Genomic DNA, 15,773 nt, shown 5'->3' with positions numbered 1-15,773 from the left:
TGCGCGAGGACCAAGGAAGGGAATCGTTGTGGGGCACGTTGAGGTCGGGCATCTGACGTATGTACTGCCGGATGGGCGGCCGTTGCTGGACGATGTGTCCTTCCGGATCGGTGAGGGGGTCAAGGCGGCGCTCGTCGGGCCCAACGGGGCGGGCAAGACGACGCTGATGCGGCTGATCGCGGGGGACCTGCAGCCGGTCGAGGGGAGTGTCGCCAGCTCCGGCGGGCTGGGGATCATGCGCCAGTTCATCGGCAGCATCCGCGACGGGCGGACGGTGCACGACCTGCTGGTCAGCGTCGCCCCCCGGCGCGTACGGCAGGCGGCCGAGCAGCTCGACGCCGCCGAGCTCGTGATGATGGAGCGCGAGGACGAGAAGGCCCAGATGCGCTACGCGCAGGCCATCACCGACTACACCGACGCGGGCGGCTACGACATCGAGGTGCTCTGGGACACCTGCACGATGGCCGCGCTCGGCATGCCGTACGACGACTGCAAATACCGCGAGGTCAACACGTTGTCGGGCGGTGAGCAGAAGCGGCTGGTGCTGGAGGCGCTGCTGCGGGGGCCCGACCAGACGCTGCTGCTGGACGAGCCGGACAACTACCTGGACGTGCCGGGCAAGCTCTGGCTGGAGCAGGCGCTCCGCGAGACACCCAAGACGGTGGTGCTGGTCAGCCACGACCGGCAGCTTCTGGCCAACGCGGCCGACCGGATCGTCACCGTCGAGTCCGGAGGCATCTGGATCCACGGCGGCGGGTTCGGCACCTACGCCCAGGCCCGCAGGGACCGCAACGAGCGCCTTGACGAGCTGAAGAAACGCTGGGACGAGGAGCACGCCAAGATCAAGCGGCTGGTCCTGATGCTCAAGCAGAAGGCCAAGTACATGGACACCATGGCCGCCGCCTACCACTCGGCGCAGACCCGGCTGCGCAGGTTCGAGGAGGCCGGGCCGCCGGAGGCGGCGCCCAAGGAGCAGTTCATCAACATGAGGCTCAAGGGCGGCCGGACCGCCAAGCGGGCGGTGATCTGCGAGGAGCTGGAGCTCACCGGCCTGATGAAGCCGTTCGACCTGGAGATCTGGTACGGCGAGCGGGTCGCGGTGCTGGGTTCCAACGGCTCCGGCAAGTCACACTTCCTGCGCCTGGTCGCCGGGGAGAACGTCCGGCACACCGGTGTGGCCAGGCTCGGCTCCCGGGTCGTCCCCGGCCACTTCGCGCAGACCCACGCCCGCCCCGAGCTCATCGGCCGGACGCCCTGCGAGATCGTCATGACCGAGCACGCCCGGCTGAAGAACGAGGCGATGAAGGTGCTGTCCCGCTACGAGCTGGCCGGGACCATCGCCGAGCAGCGGTTCGAGACGCTGTCCGGCGGTCAGCAGGCACGGCTGCAGATCCTGCTGCTCGAACTGTCCGGCACCACGTTGCTCCTGCTGGACGAGCCGACCGACAACCTCGACCTGGCCAGCGCCGAAGCGCTGCAGGAGGGGCTCAACGCCTTCGACGGCACCGTGGTCGCGGTCACCCACGACCGCTGGTTCGCGGACGACTTCGACCGCTATCTCGTCTTCGGCTCGGACGGAAAGGTGTACGAATCGCCCGAACCGGTCTGGGATGAGACCAGGGTGGTCCGTCGGCGTTAAAGAGTCCGCCCGACCTGGGCGTGTCCGCTGGAGAGGGGCGCGTTCACGGGTTATCACCACTAGGTGACGTACAGCACCCGAATCGTCGGCGTTCTCGTCCTGCTCCTCCTCGCCGGATGCTCCAGCTCCGAGCAGGAGCGGGTTGCCGCGCTCAAGCCGCTCTCGGTCGATGAGGAGGTCTCCTCCATCGTTAAGGGAGATGACGGATATGTGGTGAACTGGGCCGGGGTGCTGTCCAACAGCAACCCGTGGCACTTCGGTGAGCACGTGGTGGCCACGGTGACAGCCAAGGACGCCGGGGGCAAGGAGGTCGTCCGGCAGGAGCAGCCGCTGGACGCCGTGCCGCCCGCCGGATCGCTCTCCTTCACCGGCCAGATGATCGCCACCGAGAAGCCGGCCCAGGTGAGCATCCAGTACCGTCCGGCCCAGTGGCGGCTGGCGGGCCGGATCGTCTCGGCCTTCACGTCGTTCCCCGTCTCGGACGTGCTGACCGAACGCAAGAGCGGCAGCTACCTGGTCACCGGATACGTCGGCACGCCGTACCGGCTGCCGGCCAGCAGCCTGGCGGTCACCGCGCTCCTGCGGGACAAGAACGGCAAGCTGCTCGGCGGCGGCAGCACGTTCGTGGACGACGTCCGCGCGAACAGTAAGCGCCGCTTCATCATGAACATCGAGAGCGTCCCGGACACCAGCAAGATCGCCAAGGCTGACCTGGTCGCGCGCACCTGGGGATCGAGCAGCCGTCCCTACGAGGAGCTGGCCCTGGGAGGCATCGTCCAGGGGCGCACGGTCAAGCCGACCACGCCTCCGTTCGCCAGGGACCGGGGCAGTCAGGCGGCCGCGGAGGCCGGCGCCGTCCGGCCATAGCCGTACCTCTACGGAACTCTGGCGGGGAGCCGCTCAGAGCGCTGAGCCCTGCCCGGCAACCGGTCGTCACGGTCCGTGGCAGCGCCGCGTTGACCACGCCTACCTGGCGGCCGCCTGCCGTCCCTGACCAGAACCGGAGGCATGCCTGAAAGCTGACCTCACCTGTACTGATCACGTTATGTGAGTTACATGTGTGCGAAGAGTGACCAAGGGGAATCCTGAGTTAGATCACTCGTCACGGAATGACATGTAGCGATATGTGATGGTTTGGGAGGTCGAGGCATGCAGTCTGCTGAAAGATGCGGCCGTACCGGTGCTGTGGTGGCGGGCCTGGTCTGCTGTCTGATCACGGGAGTCGCCGTTCCCGCCGTTGCCATGCGGGACCGGCTGGGTCCATCAGGTGAGGAGGTCGCCAGAGCCCGGTCAAAGGCCGTCGAGCGGAGTAGACAGCTGGCTGAGACCACGGCCCTGCTGGCGGAGGCGCGGACCACCCTTGAGCGGTTGACCGGCGAGGCCGAGAAGCTGACCGAGGTGTACAACCGCGAACGGATCAAGGCGGCCCGTGCCGAGGAGCTTCTCCGGGAGGTGAGGGAGTCGGTCCCCGCCACCGGGATGACGGGGCTCCACCAGATGGTGACGGTCCCCACCCAGGGCGGTGGGATGGCCATGATCCCGGTCCAGCAGAACGGCAGGGCGGCCGTGGGCCCGTTCCAGAACGGCAGCGTCTCCTTCCACGACGGCAGGATGGCCGTGATCCCCGTCCAGGTGGCCCGGGAGACGGCCGTGATCCCTCTCCAGGGGGCGGTGAGCATCCCCGTCCAGGGGGAGACGGGCGCTTCCCAGGCCCGGCTGCTCCAGGCGGAGGCCGCCTACGGCGCGCAGCGGGAAGCGGCGGAACAGGCGGCCTCGGCGAAGAAGGCGGCAGAGGAGGCCGTGGCCAGGCAGACCGTGGAGACAGAGCGGATCGCGGCGGAGAAGGCACGGCTGGACGCGCAGGTGAAGGCGGACAGGAGCGCCGCCACCCGGCTCGCTGAAAGGCGGCAGGCCGTACGCAAGTGGACCCGGATCGCCAGGGAGCGCTCCCGGCAGGGGAAGCGGCGGAGCGCGGCGGTCGCCCGGAAGAGGGCCCGGTTCGTGGCGACGCGCAAGGGGACCGGGCCGGACTGGCCGCTCAACTCGACCTGGCAGGCCGCCCGGGGCGACATCGCCGCCGACTGGGCGCTCACCCAGCTCGACAAGCCGTACGTGTGGGCGGCGGCGGGGCCGCTCAGCTATGACTGCTCAGGCCTGACCATGCAGGCGTGGGCCCGCGCCGGGGTCAGGATCGACCACTGGACGGGCACCCAGTGGACCTCGGGGCAGCATGTGCGGCTCACCCAGCTCCGCCGCGGCGACCTGCTGTTCTTCGGCAGGGGCACCCGGAACCTGGGCGACATCTCCCACGTGGGGATCTACATCGGCAGGGGCCTGATGGTGCACGCCCCGCAGACAGGGGACGTGGTGCGGGTCGCGCCGATATGGCGCAGAGACCTCGTCGGCGCGACCCGTCCGGTCTGATGGTCAGTGCTCGGTTTCCTTGGCGCGATCGACGGAGCGGACGATCTCCTCCTCGGCCTCGACCCGGCCCACCCAGTTGGCGCCCTCGACGGACTTACCGGGCTCCAGGTCCTTGTAGACCTCGAAGAAGTGCTGGATCTCCAGCCGGTCGAACTCCGCCACGTGGTGGATGTCGCGGATGTGCTCCATCCGGGGGTCCGTGGCGGGGACGCACAGGACCTTGTCGTCGCCGCCCTTCTCGTCGGTCATGCGGAACATGCCGACCGCGCGGCACTTGATCAGGCAGCCGGGGAAGGTCGGCTCCTGAAGCAGCACCAGGGCGTCGAGGGGGTCGCCGTCCTCACCGAGGGTGTTCTCAATGAAGCCGTAGTCGGCGGGGTACTGCGTGGAGGTGAAGAGCATCCGGTCGAGCCTGATCCGCCCGGTCTCGTGGTCCACCTCATACTTGTTCCGTTGCCCCTTGGGAATCTCAACGAGAACGTCGAACTCCACCGCTGTTCCTCCGCTCAAGCCCCCCCGGGGACCCCGGCTGGGCATTAGTGTCTCGTAAGCGTTAATACCTGTTGGAATACCGATTGATGAGAGGTCGACGACATCATGCTGCGCGAGCGGTGGGTGGCCTTGGTCACTCTCGTCTTGCTGCAGCTTTTCGTCGTCGCGGCCGGTGCCCACCTCCTCACCAGCGATCTGCTGGTGGAGAAGGCGCCAGAATCGGCCGCCTCGGCGGAACCGCCTCCCGTCCCGGTCGTCACCGCGAGTCCGGTGCTGGTCGCGGGGGGGAACGGACCTCTCCCCGCCAAGGGTACTTTGGCGGGGAGGCTCACCGAGGCGTTGGGGGACCCCGCACTGGGCGGCCACGTGGGCGCCGCGGTCCTCGACGCCGAGACCGGCGTCATGCTGTTCGGCAGCGACGCCGACACCGGTATCACCCCGGCCTCCACCACCAAGATCGTCACGACGGTCGCCTCGCTCGCCTCCCTGGGGCCGGATGCCCGGCTGAGCACCCGCGTGGTCCAAGGCCCCTCACCCGGCTCGATCGTCCTGGTCGGTGGGGGTGACCCCACCCTGACGGCCCTCAGTCCGTCCGCTGTCACCGTCTACCCGCAGCCGGCCTCGCTCGCCTCCCTCGCCCAGCGCACGGCCAGGGCGCTCAAGGCGGCCGGGATCACCAAGGTCACGGCGGCCTACGACGACGGCCTCTACACCGGGCCGCGCATCGCCCCCACATGGAAGCCCAACTACGTGCCCGATGGCGAGGCCGCCCCCGTCACGGCGCTCATGGTCGACGAGGGCAGGGTCGCCCCCGGCAGCCGCCAGCGGGTCTCCGACCCCTCCCGCGTGGCGTACGACGCCTTCGTCTCGCTGCTGTCGAAGTACGGCGTCTCGGTCGCCAAGTCCGGCGGCCGGTCCCGGGCGCCCGCCGCCGCCAAGGAGATCGCCAGGGTCGACTCCGCCCCCGTCTACGCCCTGGCCGAGCGGGCGCTGACACTCAGCGACAACGACCTGTCGGAGGCCCTGGCCAGGCAGGTGGCCCTCAAGGAGGGCAGGCCCGCCTCCTTCGAGGGAGCGGCCGAGGCCGTCGGCCAGGTGCTGACGCGGCTGAAGGCGGCCCAGGGCGTGCAGGTCTTCGACGGCAGCGGCCTGTCGCCCAAGAACCGCATCGCCCCCGCGGGCCTGGCCCGCCTGGTGGCGGTGGCGGCCTCCCCGGCGAACCCTCACCTGCACCCGATCGTCAGCGGCATGCCCGTCGCCGGGTTCAGCGGCACCCTCGGCCACCGGTTCGGCAAGAACGGCTCGGCCCACGGTCTGATCCGCGCCAAGACCGGCACCCTCGACGGGGTCAGCACGCTGGCCGGCATGACGACCACGCGCGACGGCCGGCTGGTGACGTTCGCCTTCATGGCGGATGACGTCCCCCCCGGCTGGGGCAAGGCGGAGGCGGCCCTCGACAGGCTCGCCGCCGTCGTCGCCGCGAGCTGATCGGCGCACTCGGGGCGCGCGACCCGGAAGGAGACCACGTACGGTGGACGGTATGCAGGTGATCGACTGGGATCTTGCCGTAGCGACCGGAACGCGCCTGGTGCGCCCCGGGCCGCAAGTGAGCCGAGAGGAGGCCAGGCAGGCGGTCGTGGAACTGCGGCAACTCTCCCGTGAGGCTGAGGGGTTCGTCCGCGAGTTCACCCGGATCGACATCGAGACCGCGCCGCAGCCCGCCACCATCGTCGACCGGCCCGGCTGGATCAAGGCCAACATCGAGGGCTTCCGGGTGGTCCTGGAGCCACTGACCGAGCGGATGGCCGCGCGCAGGGACCAGACGCCGGCGATCGTGGCCGCGGTGGGCTCACGCATCACCGGGGTCGAGGTCGGCGCGGTGCTGGCGTTCCTCGCCTCCCGCGTCCTCGGGCAGTACGAGCTGTTCCTCCCGCCCGACCCCTCGGGCCAGGCGGCCGTCGGCCGTCTCACCCTGGTCGCGCCGAACATCGTCCACGCCGAGCAGGAGCTCAACGTCCATCCGCGCGACTTCCGCCTCTGGGTCTGCCTGCACGAGGAGACCCACCGGGTGCAGTTCACCGGCGTCCCCTGGCTGCGCGACTACGTCCGCTCCCAGATGACCGAGTTCCTCCTCGCCTCCGACGTGGACCTGCCCGTGCTGCTGGGCCGGCTCCGTTCGGCCGCCGACGCGGTCGCCGACGCCGTCCGGGGGGGTGAGGGCAACCTGATCGACGCGATCCAGACCCCCGAGCAGAAGGAGATCCTCGACCGGATCACCGCGGTGATGACCCTGGTCGAGGGCCATGGCGACTACGTCATGGACGCGGTCGGCCCCTCGGTGGTCCCCTCGGTCGCCGACATCCGGGCCAAGTTCCACCACCGTCGGGAGGGGGGATCCCGTCTCGACCGTACGGTCCGCAAGCTGCTCGGCATCGACCTCAAGATGAAGCAGTACGCCGAGGGATCCGTCTTCGTCCGCACCGTCGTCGACCGCGTGGGCATGGACGGCTTCAACAAGGTCTGGACCTCCCCGGAGACGCTCCCCGTTCAGGACGAGATCAGCAGCCCCGACCGCTGGATCGCCAGGGTGATCGGCAGCCCGGCCATTCCCGCGACCGCGACCGACAGCGCTGCCGGCAGCACGGCCGACGGTGCGACCGGCAGCACGGCCGACGGCACCACGGGCTGACCGGAGGCCGGACAATGGCGGCATGGGTCCGCCTCCGGTCGTCGCCGATATCCGCCGTGCCGTACGGAACGTCCTGGACGATGTGGAGCCCGGCGACCTCGTCCTGGTCGCGTGCAGCGGCGGCGCCGACTCCCTGGCGCTCGCGGCCGGGCTGGGATTCGTGGCGCCCCGTGCCGGGCTCCGTGCCGGCCTGCTGACGGTCGATCACGGTCTTCAGGCGGGCTCCTCCGGTCAGGCCGCCGACGTCGTACGGCTCGCGGCCGTCCTGGAGCTCGACCCCGCCGAAGCGCTGAGCGTCTCCGTCGGGACCTCCGGCGGCCCCGAGGCGGCGGCCAGGGAGGCCCGATACGCGGCGCTCTCAGAGGCCGCGGGGCGGCTCGGGGCGGCGGCCGTCCTCCTCGGGCACACCAGGGACGACCAGGCCGAGACCGTGCTCCTCCGGCTGGCCAGGGGGAGCGGGACGCGGTCGCTGGCGGGGATGCCCGCGCGGGCGGGGCTCTACCGGCGCCCGCTGCTGGAGATCGACCGCAGGACGACCGTGGCGGCCTGCGCGGCGCTCGGGCTCTCCCCGTGGGAGGACCCGCACAACCTCGACTCCCGCTACGCCCGTGTCCGGGTCCGCGATCGGCTGCTGCCCGCCTTCGAGGAGGAGCTCGGTCCCGGGGTCGCCGAGGCGCTCGCCCGGACCGCGGCCCTGTGCCGGGACGACGCCGACGCTCTCGACGGCTGGGCCGACGACGCCTACGGGCGAGCGGTCGTCTCCGATTCAGCTCTAAGCGATATCGGGGCGGTTGCGCTGGCCGTACCGGAACTGGCGGATCTGCCCGCCGCGGTGCGGCGGCGGGTGCTGCGCCGGGCGGCGATCGAAGCCGGAGCCCCGCCGGGTACGCTCGCCGCGTCGCACGTCCTCCAGTTGGACCGGCTGATCACCGATTGGCACGGACAGCGGCGCGTAGAGGTCCCCGGGGGGGTTGGAGCGGTCCGCCGGTATGGCACCCTGATACTCGCCAGACAGTCAGTCAGCCCCGTCTCGTAAGGAAATCCCAGGTGGACGCAGCCGACATGGGCAAGGACCTCTCGAAGGTCCTCATCCCGGAGGAAGAGCTCCAGGCCAAGATCAAGGAGATCGCGGGCCGGATCGACGAGGATTACGCGGGCAAGGACCTGCTGATCGTGGGCGTTCTCAAGGGGGCGGTCATGGTCATGGCCGACCTGGCCAGGGCGCTGCACCTGCCGGTCCAGATGGACTGGATGGCCGTCTCGTCCTACGGCGCGGGCACCAAGTCCTCGGGCGTCGTGCGCGTGCTCAAGGACCTGGACACCGACATCGCCGGCCGTCACGTGCTGGTCGTCGAGGACATCATCGACTCCGGCCTGACCCTGTCGTGGCTGGTGCACAACCTGAAGTCGCGCAACCCCGCCTCCGTCGAGATCTGCGCCGCCCTGCGGAAGCCGGACGCGGTCAAGGTGCCGATCGATGTGAAATACATCGGTTTCGACATTCCCAACGAGTTCGTCATCGGTTACGGCCTCGACTACGCAGAGCGATATCGCAACCTTCCTTTCATCGGCACCCTTGCCCCGCACGTGTATGGAGCGAGCTGAAAAGTACGCCCTGCGCGAAGCGTGCCCTCCGTGGAGGGCAACATTGCTCATAGCGGCGGGGAACACCGACCTACTTGACGTACGTTGGTAGGGCAAAGCCGGTAACGCCCGGGCAGTTACTCTGCACGGCCTGCCGGTGTACCTTCAGACACCAGAGAGATGACCTTCCAAGGCGTCTCTGAGGAGTCAGTTGGAGCGGTTAGGGATACCGCGAACCCCGGGTTCGCCCGGGGTGCCAGGCCTTGGTCAGGAAGGGACGGGCCCGCCGGGGTTCCGCATCGGATGGATCTCAAGCGATTTACACGTGGGCCACTGCTGTGGATCCTGGGCATCGTTGTGCTGTTCCTGCTCCTCAACACGGTGTGGGGCGGCGACAGCAACTACGAGAAGACCGATACCTCGAAGGTCGTCAGCTGGATCGACGAAGGTAAGGTCTCCAACGCCAAGATCATCGACAAGGATCAGCGCATCGAGGTCACCACGACCGACGGTAAGCGCTACACCGCCTCGTGGGTGACCGGTCAGGGCGTTCAGCTCGCCGACCAGCTCCAGGCCGCAGCCAAGGCGCAGAAGCTGGACAAGGGCTACACCGTCGACGTGCCGAAGGAGAACTTCCTCCTCGGCCTCCTGCTGAGCTTCCTGCCGATCGTCATCATCGTGCTGCTCTTCCTGTTCATCATGAACCAGATGCAGGGCGGCGGCTCCCGGGTGATGAACTTCGGAAAGTCGAAGGCCAAGCTCATCACCAAGGACACCCCGAAGACCACCTTCGCCGACGTCGCGGGCGCCGACGAGGCCATCGAGGAGCTCCAGGAGATCAAGGAGTTCCTGCAGGCCCCGGCCAAGTTCCAGGCGATCGGTGCCAAGATTCCCAAGGGCGTTCTGCTCTACGGCCCGCCCGGAACCGGCAAGACCCTGCTCGCCAGGGCCGTCGCGGGCGAGGCCGGCGTGCCGTTCTACTCGATCTCCGGTTCCGACTTCGTCGAGATGTTCGTCGGTGTCGGCGCCTCGCGCGTCCGTGACCTGTTCGAGCAGGCCAAGGCGAACGCGCCGGCGATCATCTTCATCGACGAGATCGACGCGGTGGGCCGTCACCGCGGCGCCGGTCTCGGCGGCGGCCACGACGAGCGCGAGCAGACGCTGAACCAGCTCCTCGTCGAGATGGACGGCTTCGACGTCAAGGGCGGCGTGATCCTGATCGCCGCGACCAACCGGCCCGACATCCTGGACCCGGCACTGCTCCGCCCCGGCCGTTTCGACCGCCAGGTCACCGTCGACCGCCCCGACCTGGAGGGCCGCAAGGGCATTCTCCAGGTGCACGGTCGCGGCAAGCCGTTCGCCGAGGGCGTCGAGCTCGACATCATCGCCCGCCGGACGCCCGGTTTCACCGGTGCCGACCTGGCCAACGTGATCAACGAGGCCGCGCTGCTCACCGCGCGCGCCGACCAGAAACTGATCACGATGGAGCTCCTCGAGGAGTCCATCGACCGCGTGATGGCCGGTCCGGAGCGCAAGTCCCGCGTCATGTCGGACCAGGAAAAGAAGATCATCGCGTACCACGAGGGTGGTCACGCCCTGGTCGCGCACGCGCTGCCCAACTCCGACCCGGTCCACAAGATCACGATCCTGTCCCGCGGACGCGCCCTCGGTTACACGATGACGCTGCCGATGGAGGACAAGTTCCTGGCGACCCGCTCGGAGATGCTGGACCAGCTCGCGATGCTGCTGGGCGGCCGCACGGCGGAGGAGCTCGTGTTCCACGAGCCCACCACCGGCGCCTCCAACGACATCGAGAAGGCCACCTCCATCGCCCGTCGCATGGTCACCGAGTACGGCATGAGCGAGCAGCTCGGCGCCCGCAAGTTCGGCTCCGGCAACGGCGAGGTCTTCCTCGGCCGCGAGATGGGTCACGAGCGTGACTACTCCGAGAAGGTCGCCTCCACGATCGACGAGGAGGTGCGCCGCCTGATCGAGGCCGGTCACGACCAGGCTTGGGAGATCCTCGTCGAATACCGTGATGTTCTCGACAACCTCGTGCTTGAGCTCATGGAGAAGGAGACGCTCTCCCGGGACCAGGTGCTGCAGATCTTCGCGCCGGTGGTCGTCAGGGAGAAGCGCCCCTCCTACTCCGGCTACGGCAAGCGGCTCCCCTCGGACCGCCCGCCGATCCTGACCCCGAAGGAGCAGGCCGGCAACGGTGCGCTTCCCGCGGGTACGGGCTACCCGGATTACGTGTCCAGGGATGGTAACTGAGCGTGAGCATGAAGCCCTTGCAGGTCGACTCGGCGAGGATCGAGAGCGCCGTCCGCGAGATTCTGATCGCGATCGGTGAGGATCCGGACCGGGACGGCCTGCTGGACACCCCGGCCCGCGTCGCCCGCGCCTACGCGGAGCAGTTCGCCGGGCTGGGACACTCCCCGGAGGACGTGCTGACCACGGTCTTCGACGTCGACCATGACGAGATGGTGCTCGTCCGCGACATCGAGGTCTACTCCACCTGCGAGCACCATCTGGTGCCGTTCCACGGCGTCGCCCACGTCGGCTACATCCCGAACGAGAAGGGCCAGGTCACCGGCCTGTCCAAGCTGGCCCGCCTCATCGACGTGTACGCCCGCCGTCCCCAGGTGCAGGAGCGGATGACCTCCCAGGTCGCCGACGCGCTCATGAGGGTGCTGGAGCCTCGCGGGGTCATCGTCGTGGTCGAGTGCGAACACCTCTGCATGACCATGCGTGGTGTCCGCAAGCCCGGCGCCAAGACCAGCACCTCGGCTGTGCGCGGTGTTTTCCGCGAGAGCGACAAGACCCGCGCCGAAGCGATGGCGCTCATCCTCCGCTGAAGCTGAATCCGAGCTGAGTCATTGTCCACGGACATCTCGCCTCGTCCGGGCCGCTACGGCGTCCCGGGCGGGGTTTCTGCGTTATGCCACGGTTCGAAAGCCCTCCAACCCCGCCGCGCTCGGGCTAATATCTCCACACTTGCCGAGGTCCGGCATGATCCGAACGCTCTTCGATCAACTGACCAGGACAAATAGGGGCGGGCACATTCGATATGGCACAAGCTGGACCCGTGAGATGGGCGAAGAGCGCACAACGCCTAGGCTTGTCCGCATGACTACGTGGAAGGTGCCGGGCATGCCCGACGAGGGCCGATGCCTGGTGATGGGCGTGGTCAACGTGACCCCCGACTCGTTCTCCGACGGTGGACGGTGGTTCGACCCGGCGACAGCCGTACGGCACGGCCTGGAGCTGGTCGAGCAGGGCGCCGACATCATCGATGTGGGCGGGGAGTCCACCAGGCCGGGGGCGGCACGGGTGTCGCTCGACGAGGAGCTGGCCAGGGTCGTGCCGGTCATCCGGGAGCTGAGCCAGGAAGGTGTCACGGTCAGCGTGGACACCATGCGGGCCGAGGTCGCGCAGGCGGCCGTGGCGGCAGGGGCGAAACTGGTCAACGACGTCAGCGGCGGACTGGCCGATCCGGCGATGCCGCGGGTCGTCGCCGCGTCCGGGGTGCCGTACGTGGTGATGCACTGGCGGGGGCACAGCCACGCCATGAACAGCGAGGCGGTCTACGGCGACGTCGTGACCGAGGTGCGGGAGGAGATCTCCAAGCGGGTCGCCTCCGTGCTCGCCGAGGGAGTGGCCGAGAGCCAGATCGTGCTGGACCCGGGGCTGGGATTCTCCAAGAACTCCGAACACAACTGGGCACTGCTCGCGGGGCTCGACCGACTCGCCGAGCTGGGCTACCCGCTGCTCATCGGGGCCTCGCGGAAGCGTTTCCTGGGCCGGCTGCTCGCAGACCCGGACGGTACGCCGCGTCCTTTCAGCCGCAGTGACGACGCCACGCTCGCCGTGACCACCCTTGTCGCAAGAGCAGGGGCATGGTGCGTGCGGGTGCACAACGTAGGCCCGAACGCGGACGCCGTCCGCGTGGCTGCCGCAGTTCAGGGAGCAGGAGCATGAGCGTCGACACCACCGCCGTCGAGACGGTCAACCAGGCGTTCTACACCGCGATCGAGAACGCCGACCTCGACCAGATGACCGAGATCTGGGCCGAGGAGACCGACGGCGAGCAGGTGGGCTGCGTGCATCCGGGGTGGCCGATCGTGAACGGCCGGCAGGAGGTGCTGCGCTCCTGGGCGCTCATCATGGCCAACACCCCCTACATCCAGTTCGTGCTGACCGACGTCCGCGTCATGGTTCTGGGGGATGTGGCAGTCCTCACCTGCGAGGAGAACATCCTCACCGCGGGTGACGAGGGCGACTCCAGTTTCGCCGCGGGCAAGGTGGTGGCGAGCAACACCTTCATCAAGACACCGGCGGGATGGCGGCTCTGGCTGCACCACGGCTCACCGGTGCTGCAGGGCGACGAGGAAGACGAGGAGGAGGCCGCGTGACGGACCGGATCAAGGTGAAGGGCCTGCGGGCCCGGGGACGGCACGGCGTGCTGGCCGCGGAGCGTGAGCTCGGCCAGGAGTTCGTCGTCGACGCCACGCTCTTCCTCGACACGGCGCCCGCGGCGGCCGGGGACGACCTCACCAGGACCGTGCACTACGGCGAGCTGGCCCAGGACCTGGTGAAGGTCGTGGAGGGTGAGCCGGTCAACCTGATCGAGACGCTGGCCCAGCGGCTGGCGGATGTCTGCCTGGCCCGCGAGCAGGTACTGTCCGCGGAGGTGAGCGTGCACAAGCCGGCCGCCCCGATCCCGCTGCCGTTCGACGATGTGATCGTGACGATCACGCGGAGCCGGGCATGAAGGTCGTGCTGGCGCTCGGCAGCAATCTGGGTGACCGGTTCGAGACGCTGCAGGGCGCGCTCGACTCCCTCTTCGACGCGCCCGGACTCGACTTCGTGGCCGTGTCACCGGTCTACGAGACCGACCCGGTCGGCGGTCCCGAGCAGGGGCCGTACCTCAACGCGGTGGTGATCGCGCAGACCACCCTGGACCCCTGGACGCTCCTCGAACGCGCTCAGGGTGAGGAGGACGCCTTCGGCCGGGTCCGGACGGAGCGCTGGGGAGCACGCACCCTGGACGTCGATCTGATCATGGTGGGGGACGTCGTCTCGGACGACCCCAGACTGACGCTGCCGCACCCCAGGGCGCACGAGCGCGCGTTCGTGCTGGTGCCGTGGTTGCGGGTCGACCCGGACGCGGTGCTGTCCGGGCGGAGGGTCGCCGACCTCCTGACCGGGCTCGACCAGGACTACGTACGGCTCCGCACCGATCTGACGTTGCAGAGGCCCATTTGAAGCCGACCCGTCCCGCTGTGCTCGTCGGTCTCATCATCGTATTCGCGATCATCACATGGGCGTTCCTGAAGCCGCTCTACTCGTCTCTGCCGACCGTGCCGTGGACCGCGATCCCCACGGTGCTCCTGCTGGCGATCGGCGAGGTCTACAGCGGGTGGATGACAAAGGCCAGGATCGAGCGCAGGGGCGGCACCGAGCCCATCGAGCCGCTGGCCGTGGCCCGGCTCGCGGCCCTCGCCAAGGCCTCCGCGTACGGCGGGGCGGTCTTCGGCGGCGTCTTCGCCGGGTTCGCCCTCTACACCGCCGCTCTGCTGGAGCAGAGCGTGCCCCAGCGCGACTTCCTCATCGCCGCAGGCTCGTTCGCCGGCTGCGTGGTGCTGGTCTGCGCCGCGCTCTACCTGGAGTACTGCTGCAGGGTGCCGAAGGACTCCTCGGAGGAGGACAACCGCTAGCCGGCCGCCCGCCCGTCACTTGTCGATGTCGCCCACGACGAAGAACATCGATCCGAGGATGGCGACCATGTCGGCCAGCAGATGGCCCGGGAGCATCTCGCGCAGCACCTGGACGTTGTTGTAGGAGGCCGAGCGGAGCTTCAGCCGCCACGGGGTCTTCTCGCCGCGGGAGACCAGGTAGTAGCCGTTGATGCCGAGCGGGTTCTCGGTCCAGGCGTAGGTGTGGCCCTCGGGGACCTTGAGCACCTTGGGCAGGCGCTGGTTGATCGGCCCCTGCGGCAGCTCCCGGAGCCGTTCCAGGCAGGCGTCGGCCAGGTCCAGGGAGACCTTCACCTGCTCCAGCAGCACCTCGAACCGGGCGTGGCAGTCTCCGGCCGACCGGGTGACGACCTTCACCGGCAGCTCGCCGTAGGCGAGGTAGGGCTCGTCCCTGCGCAGGTCCATGTCCACCCCGGAGGCACGGGCGATCGGGCCGCTCACGCCGTACTGCATGATCGTTTCACGGTCCAGCACGCCCACCCCGACCGTGCGGGCCAGGAAGATCTCGTTCCCGGCGATCAGGTTCTCGATGTCGGGCAGCCGCCGCCGCACGTCCGCGACGGCGCGCGAGGTCCGGTCCGTCCACCCCTCCGGCAGGTCCTCCTTGAGGCCGCCGACCCGGTTGAACATGTAGTGCATCCGCCCGCCGGAGATCTCCTCCATCACGGCCTGGAGGGTCTCGCGCTCCCGGAACGCGTAGAAGACCGGGGTGATCGCGCCGAGCTCCAGCGGGTAGGACCCGAGGAACATCAGGTGGCTGAGCACCCGGTTGAGCTCGGCCAGCAGGGTGCGCGTCCAGACCGCCCGGACCGGCACCTCCATGCCGAGCATCCGCTCCACCGCGAGCACGACGCCCAGCTCGTTGGAGAACGCCGACAGCCAGTCGTGCCGGTTGGCCAGCACGATGATCTGCCGGTAGTCACGCACCTCGAACAGCTTCTCCGCGCCGCGGTGCATGTAGCCCACGATCGGTTCGGCCGCGCTGATCCGCTCTCCGTCCAGCGTGAGCCGCAACCGCAGCACCCCGTGTGTGGACGGATGCTGCGGTCCGATGTTGAGGACCATGTCCTCGGTCGCCAGCTCCTTGCCCCGCGCTCCCTGCACGGCGCTCGCTCCGGCGCCCATCCCCACGCTGATCTCCCGGGGCCCGTCTCCGGCGCGACGCTCAGTCATAGGACCATGCTGC

At 69.0% G+C, this 15,773-nt stretch carries 16 protein-coding genes; 14 read left to right on the top strand and 2 right to left on the bottom strand.

Annotated elements, in window-relative coordinates; all coding sequences use genetic code 11:
- The first annotated feature begins 28 nt into the window (after positions 1-28).
- The 3 genes from ACIN94_RS25060 (at position 29) to ACIN94_RS25050 (ending at position 4,063) form a co-directional block, all read left to right on the top strand.
- On the top strand, positions 29-1,639 hold the full coding sequence (locus ACIN94_RS25060) for an ABC-F family ATP-binding cassette domain-containing protein (protein ID WP_400710484.1): 1,611 nt from the start codon (positions 29-31) through the stop codon (positions 1,637-1,639).
- A 63-nt stretch (positions 1,640-1,702) separates the two neighbouring features.
- Positions 1,703-2,506: a hypothetical protein gene (locus ACIN94_RS25055; RefSeq protein ID WP_400710481.1), complete on the top strand. Its 804-nt coding sequence runs from the start codon at positions 1,703-1,705 to the stop codon at positions 2,504-2,506.
- Between the two features lie 282 nt (positions 2,507-2,788).
- Complete coding sequence (locus ACIN94_RS25050) at positions 2,789-4,063, top strand: C40 family peptidase (RefSeq protein WP_400710478.1); 1,275 nt, start codon at positions 2,789-2,791, stop codon at positions 4,061-4,063.
- Positions 4,064-4,066: 3 nt separating this feature from the next.
- Here ACIN94_RS25050 and ACIN94_RS25045 read toward each other — a convergent pair whose 3' ends face one another.
- Positions 4,067-4,555, bottom strand: coding sequence for an inorganic diphosphatase (locus ACIN94_RS25045; RefSeq protein ID WP_400710475.1), 489 nt, complete (start codon positions 4,553-4,555; stop codon positions 4,067-4,069).
- A gap of 105 nt (positions 4,556-4,660) precedes the next feature.
- Here ACIN94_RS25045 and dacB point away from each other — a divergent pair, with 105 nt between their 5' ends.
- From dacB to ACIN94_RS24990, 11 genes are all read left to right on the top strand, one after another.
- A complete protein-coding gene (dacB, locus tag ACIN94_RS25040) occupies positions 4,661-6,043 on the top strand; it encodes a D-alanyl-D-alanine carboxypeptidase/D-alanyl-D-alanine-endopeptidase (RefSeq protein WP_400710472.1) in 1,383 nt (460 codons plus the stop codon).
- A gap of 52 nt (positions 6,044-6,095) precedes the next feature.
- Positions 6,096-7,244 carry a zinc-dependent metalloprotease gene (locus tag ACIN94_RS25035; protein ID WP_400710609.1) on the top strand — a complete coding sequence of 383 codons (1,149 nt, stop codon included), beginning with the start codon at positions 6,096-6,098 and terminating at the stop codon, positions 7,242-7,244.
- Positions 7,245-7,266: 22 nt separating this feature from the next.
- Positions 7,267-8,280: a tRNA lysidine(34) synthetase TilS gene (gene tilS / locus ACIN94_RS25030; RefSeq protein ID WP_400710469.1), complete on the top strand. Its 1,014-nt coding sequence runs from the start codon at positions 7,267-7,269 to the stop codon at positions 8,278-8,280.
- 11 nt (positions 8,281-8,291) lie between these two features.
- On the top strand, positions 8,292-8,849 hold the full coding sequence (hpt, locus tag ACIN94_RS25025) for a hypoxanthine phosphoribosyltransferase (RefSeq protein WP_400710466.1): 558 nt from the start codon (positions 8,292-8,294) through the stop codon (positions 8,847-8,849).
- Positions 8,850-9,131: 282 nt separating this feature from the next.
- Entirely contained in the window at positions 9,132-11,102 is a 1,971-nt protein-coding gene (gene ftsH, locus ACIN94_RS25020) for an ATP-dependent zinc metalloprotease FtsH (RefSeq protein ID WP_400710463.1), read from the top strand.
- Positions 11,103-11,110: 8 nt separating this feature from the next.
- Entirely contained in the window at positions 11,111-11,686 is a 576-nt protein-coding gene (gene folE / locus ACIN94_RS25015) for a GTP cyclohydrolase I FolE (protein WP_400710606.1), read from the top strand.
- 271 nt (positions 11,687-11,957) lie between these two features.
- Complete coding sequence (gene folP, locus ACIN94_RS25010; RefSeq protein ID WP_400710460.1) at positions 11,958-12,809, top strand: dihydropteroate synthase; 852 nt, start codon at positions 11,958-11,960, stop codon at positions 12,807-12,809.
- Positions 12,806-13,243 carry a nuclear transport factor 2 family protein gene (locus tag ACIN94_RS25005; RefSeq protein WP_400710458.1) on the top strand — a complete coding sequence of 146 codons (438 nt, stop codon included), beginning with the start codon at positions 12,806-12,808 and terminating at the stop codon, positions 13,241-13,243. Before folP ends, ACIN94_RS25005 begins: the two co-directional genes overlap by 4 nt.
- Entirely contained in the window at positions 13,240-13,602 is a 363-nt protein-coding gene (gene folB, locus ACIN94_RS25000; RefSeq protein WP_400710456.1) for a dihydroneopterin aldolase, read from the top strand. The genes ACIN94_RS25005 and folB overlap by 4 nt, the downstream gene beginning before the upstream one ends.
- Positions 13,599-14,096 carry a 2-amino-4-hydroxy-6-hydroxymethyldihydropteridine diphosphokinase gene (gene folK / locus ACIN94_RS24995; protein WP_400710453.1) on the top strand — a complete coding sequence of 166 codons (498 nt, stop codon included), beginning with the start codon at positions 13,599-13,601 and terminating at the stop codon, positions 14,094-14,096. Before folB ends, folK begins: the two co-directional genes overlap by 4 nt.
- Entirely contained in the window at positions 14,093-14,548 is a 456-nt protein-coding gene (locus ACIN94_RS24990; protein ID WP_400710449.1) for a DUF3180 domain-containing protein, read from the top strand. Before folK ends, ACIN94_RS24990 begins: the two co-directional genes overlap by 4 nt.
- A gap of 15 nt (positions 14,549-14,563) precedes the next feature.
- Here the strand turns inward: ACIN94_RS24990 and ACIN94_RS24985 are convergent, their stop codons facing one another.
- Positions 14,564-15,760: an NADH-quinone oxidoreductase subunit D gene (locus ACIN94_RS24985; protein ID WP_400710446.1), complete on the bottom strand. Its 1,197-nt coding sequence runs from the start codon at positions 15,758-15,760 to the stop codon at positions 14,564-14,566.
- Positions 15,761-15,773: the final 13 nt, after the last annotated feature.

This window comes from Streptosporangium sp. NPDC087985, assembly GCF_044741965.1.
GTDB lineage: Bacteria > Actinomycetota > Actinomycetes > Streptosporangiales > Streptosporangiaceae > Streptosporangium.
Note: the sequence above shows the minus strand (reverse complement) of the source record. Positions and strands in the feature narration are given on the sequence as shown.

What these genes read in the sequence shown, in the direction of transcription:
- folP (WP_400710460.1), top strand. Translation starts at nt 11,958, where the DNA reads ATGACTACGTGGAAGGTGCCGGGCATGCCCGACGAGGGCCGATGCCTG.
- folE (WP_400710606.1), top strand. Translation starts at nt 11,111, where the DNA reads ATGAAGCCCTTGCAGGTCGACTCGGCGAGGATCGAGAGCGCCGTCCGC.
- ACIN94_RS25050 (WP_400710478.1), top strand. Translation starts at nt 2,789, where the DNA reads ATGCAGTCTGCTGAAAGATGCGGCCGTACCGGTGCTGTGGTGGCGGGC.
- ACIN94_RS25035 (WP_400710609.1), top strand. Translation starts at nt 6,096, where the DNA reads ATGCAGGTGATCGACTGGGATCTTGCCGTAGCGACCGGAACGCGCCTG.
- ACIN94_RS24985 (WP_400710446.1), bottom strand. Translation starts at nt 15,760, where the DNA reads ATGACTGAGCGTCGCGCCGGAGACGGGCCCCGGGAGATCAGCGTGGGG.
- dacB (WP_400710472.1), top strand. Translation starts at nt 4,661, where the DNA reads ATGCTGCGCGAGCGGTGGGTGGCCTTGGTCACTCTCGTCTTGCTGCAG.
- tilS (WP_400710469.1), top strand. Translation starts at nt 7,267, where the DNA reads ATGGGTCCGCCTCCGGTCGTCGCCGATATCCGCCGTGCCGTACGGAAC.
- ACIN94_RS25005 (WP_400710458.1), top strand. Translation starts at nt 12,806, where the DNA reads ATGAGCGTCGACACCACCGCCGTCGAGACGGTCAACCAGGCGTTCTAC.
- folK (WP_400710453.1), top strand. Translation starts at nt 13,599, where the DNA reads ATGAAGGTCGTGCTGGCGCTCGGCAGCAATCTGGGTGACCGGTTCGAG.
- ftsH (WP_400710463.1), top strand. Translation starts at nt 9,132, where the DNA reads ATGGATCTCAAGCGATTTACACGTGGGCCACTGCTGTGGATCCTGGGC.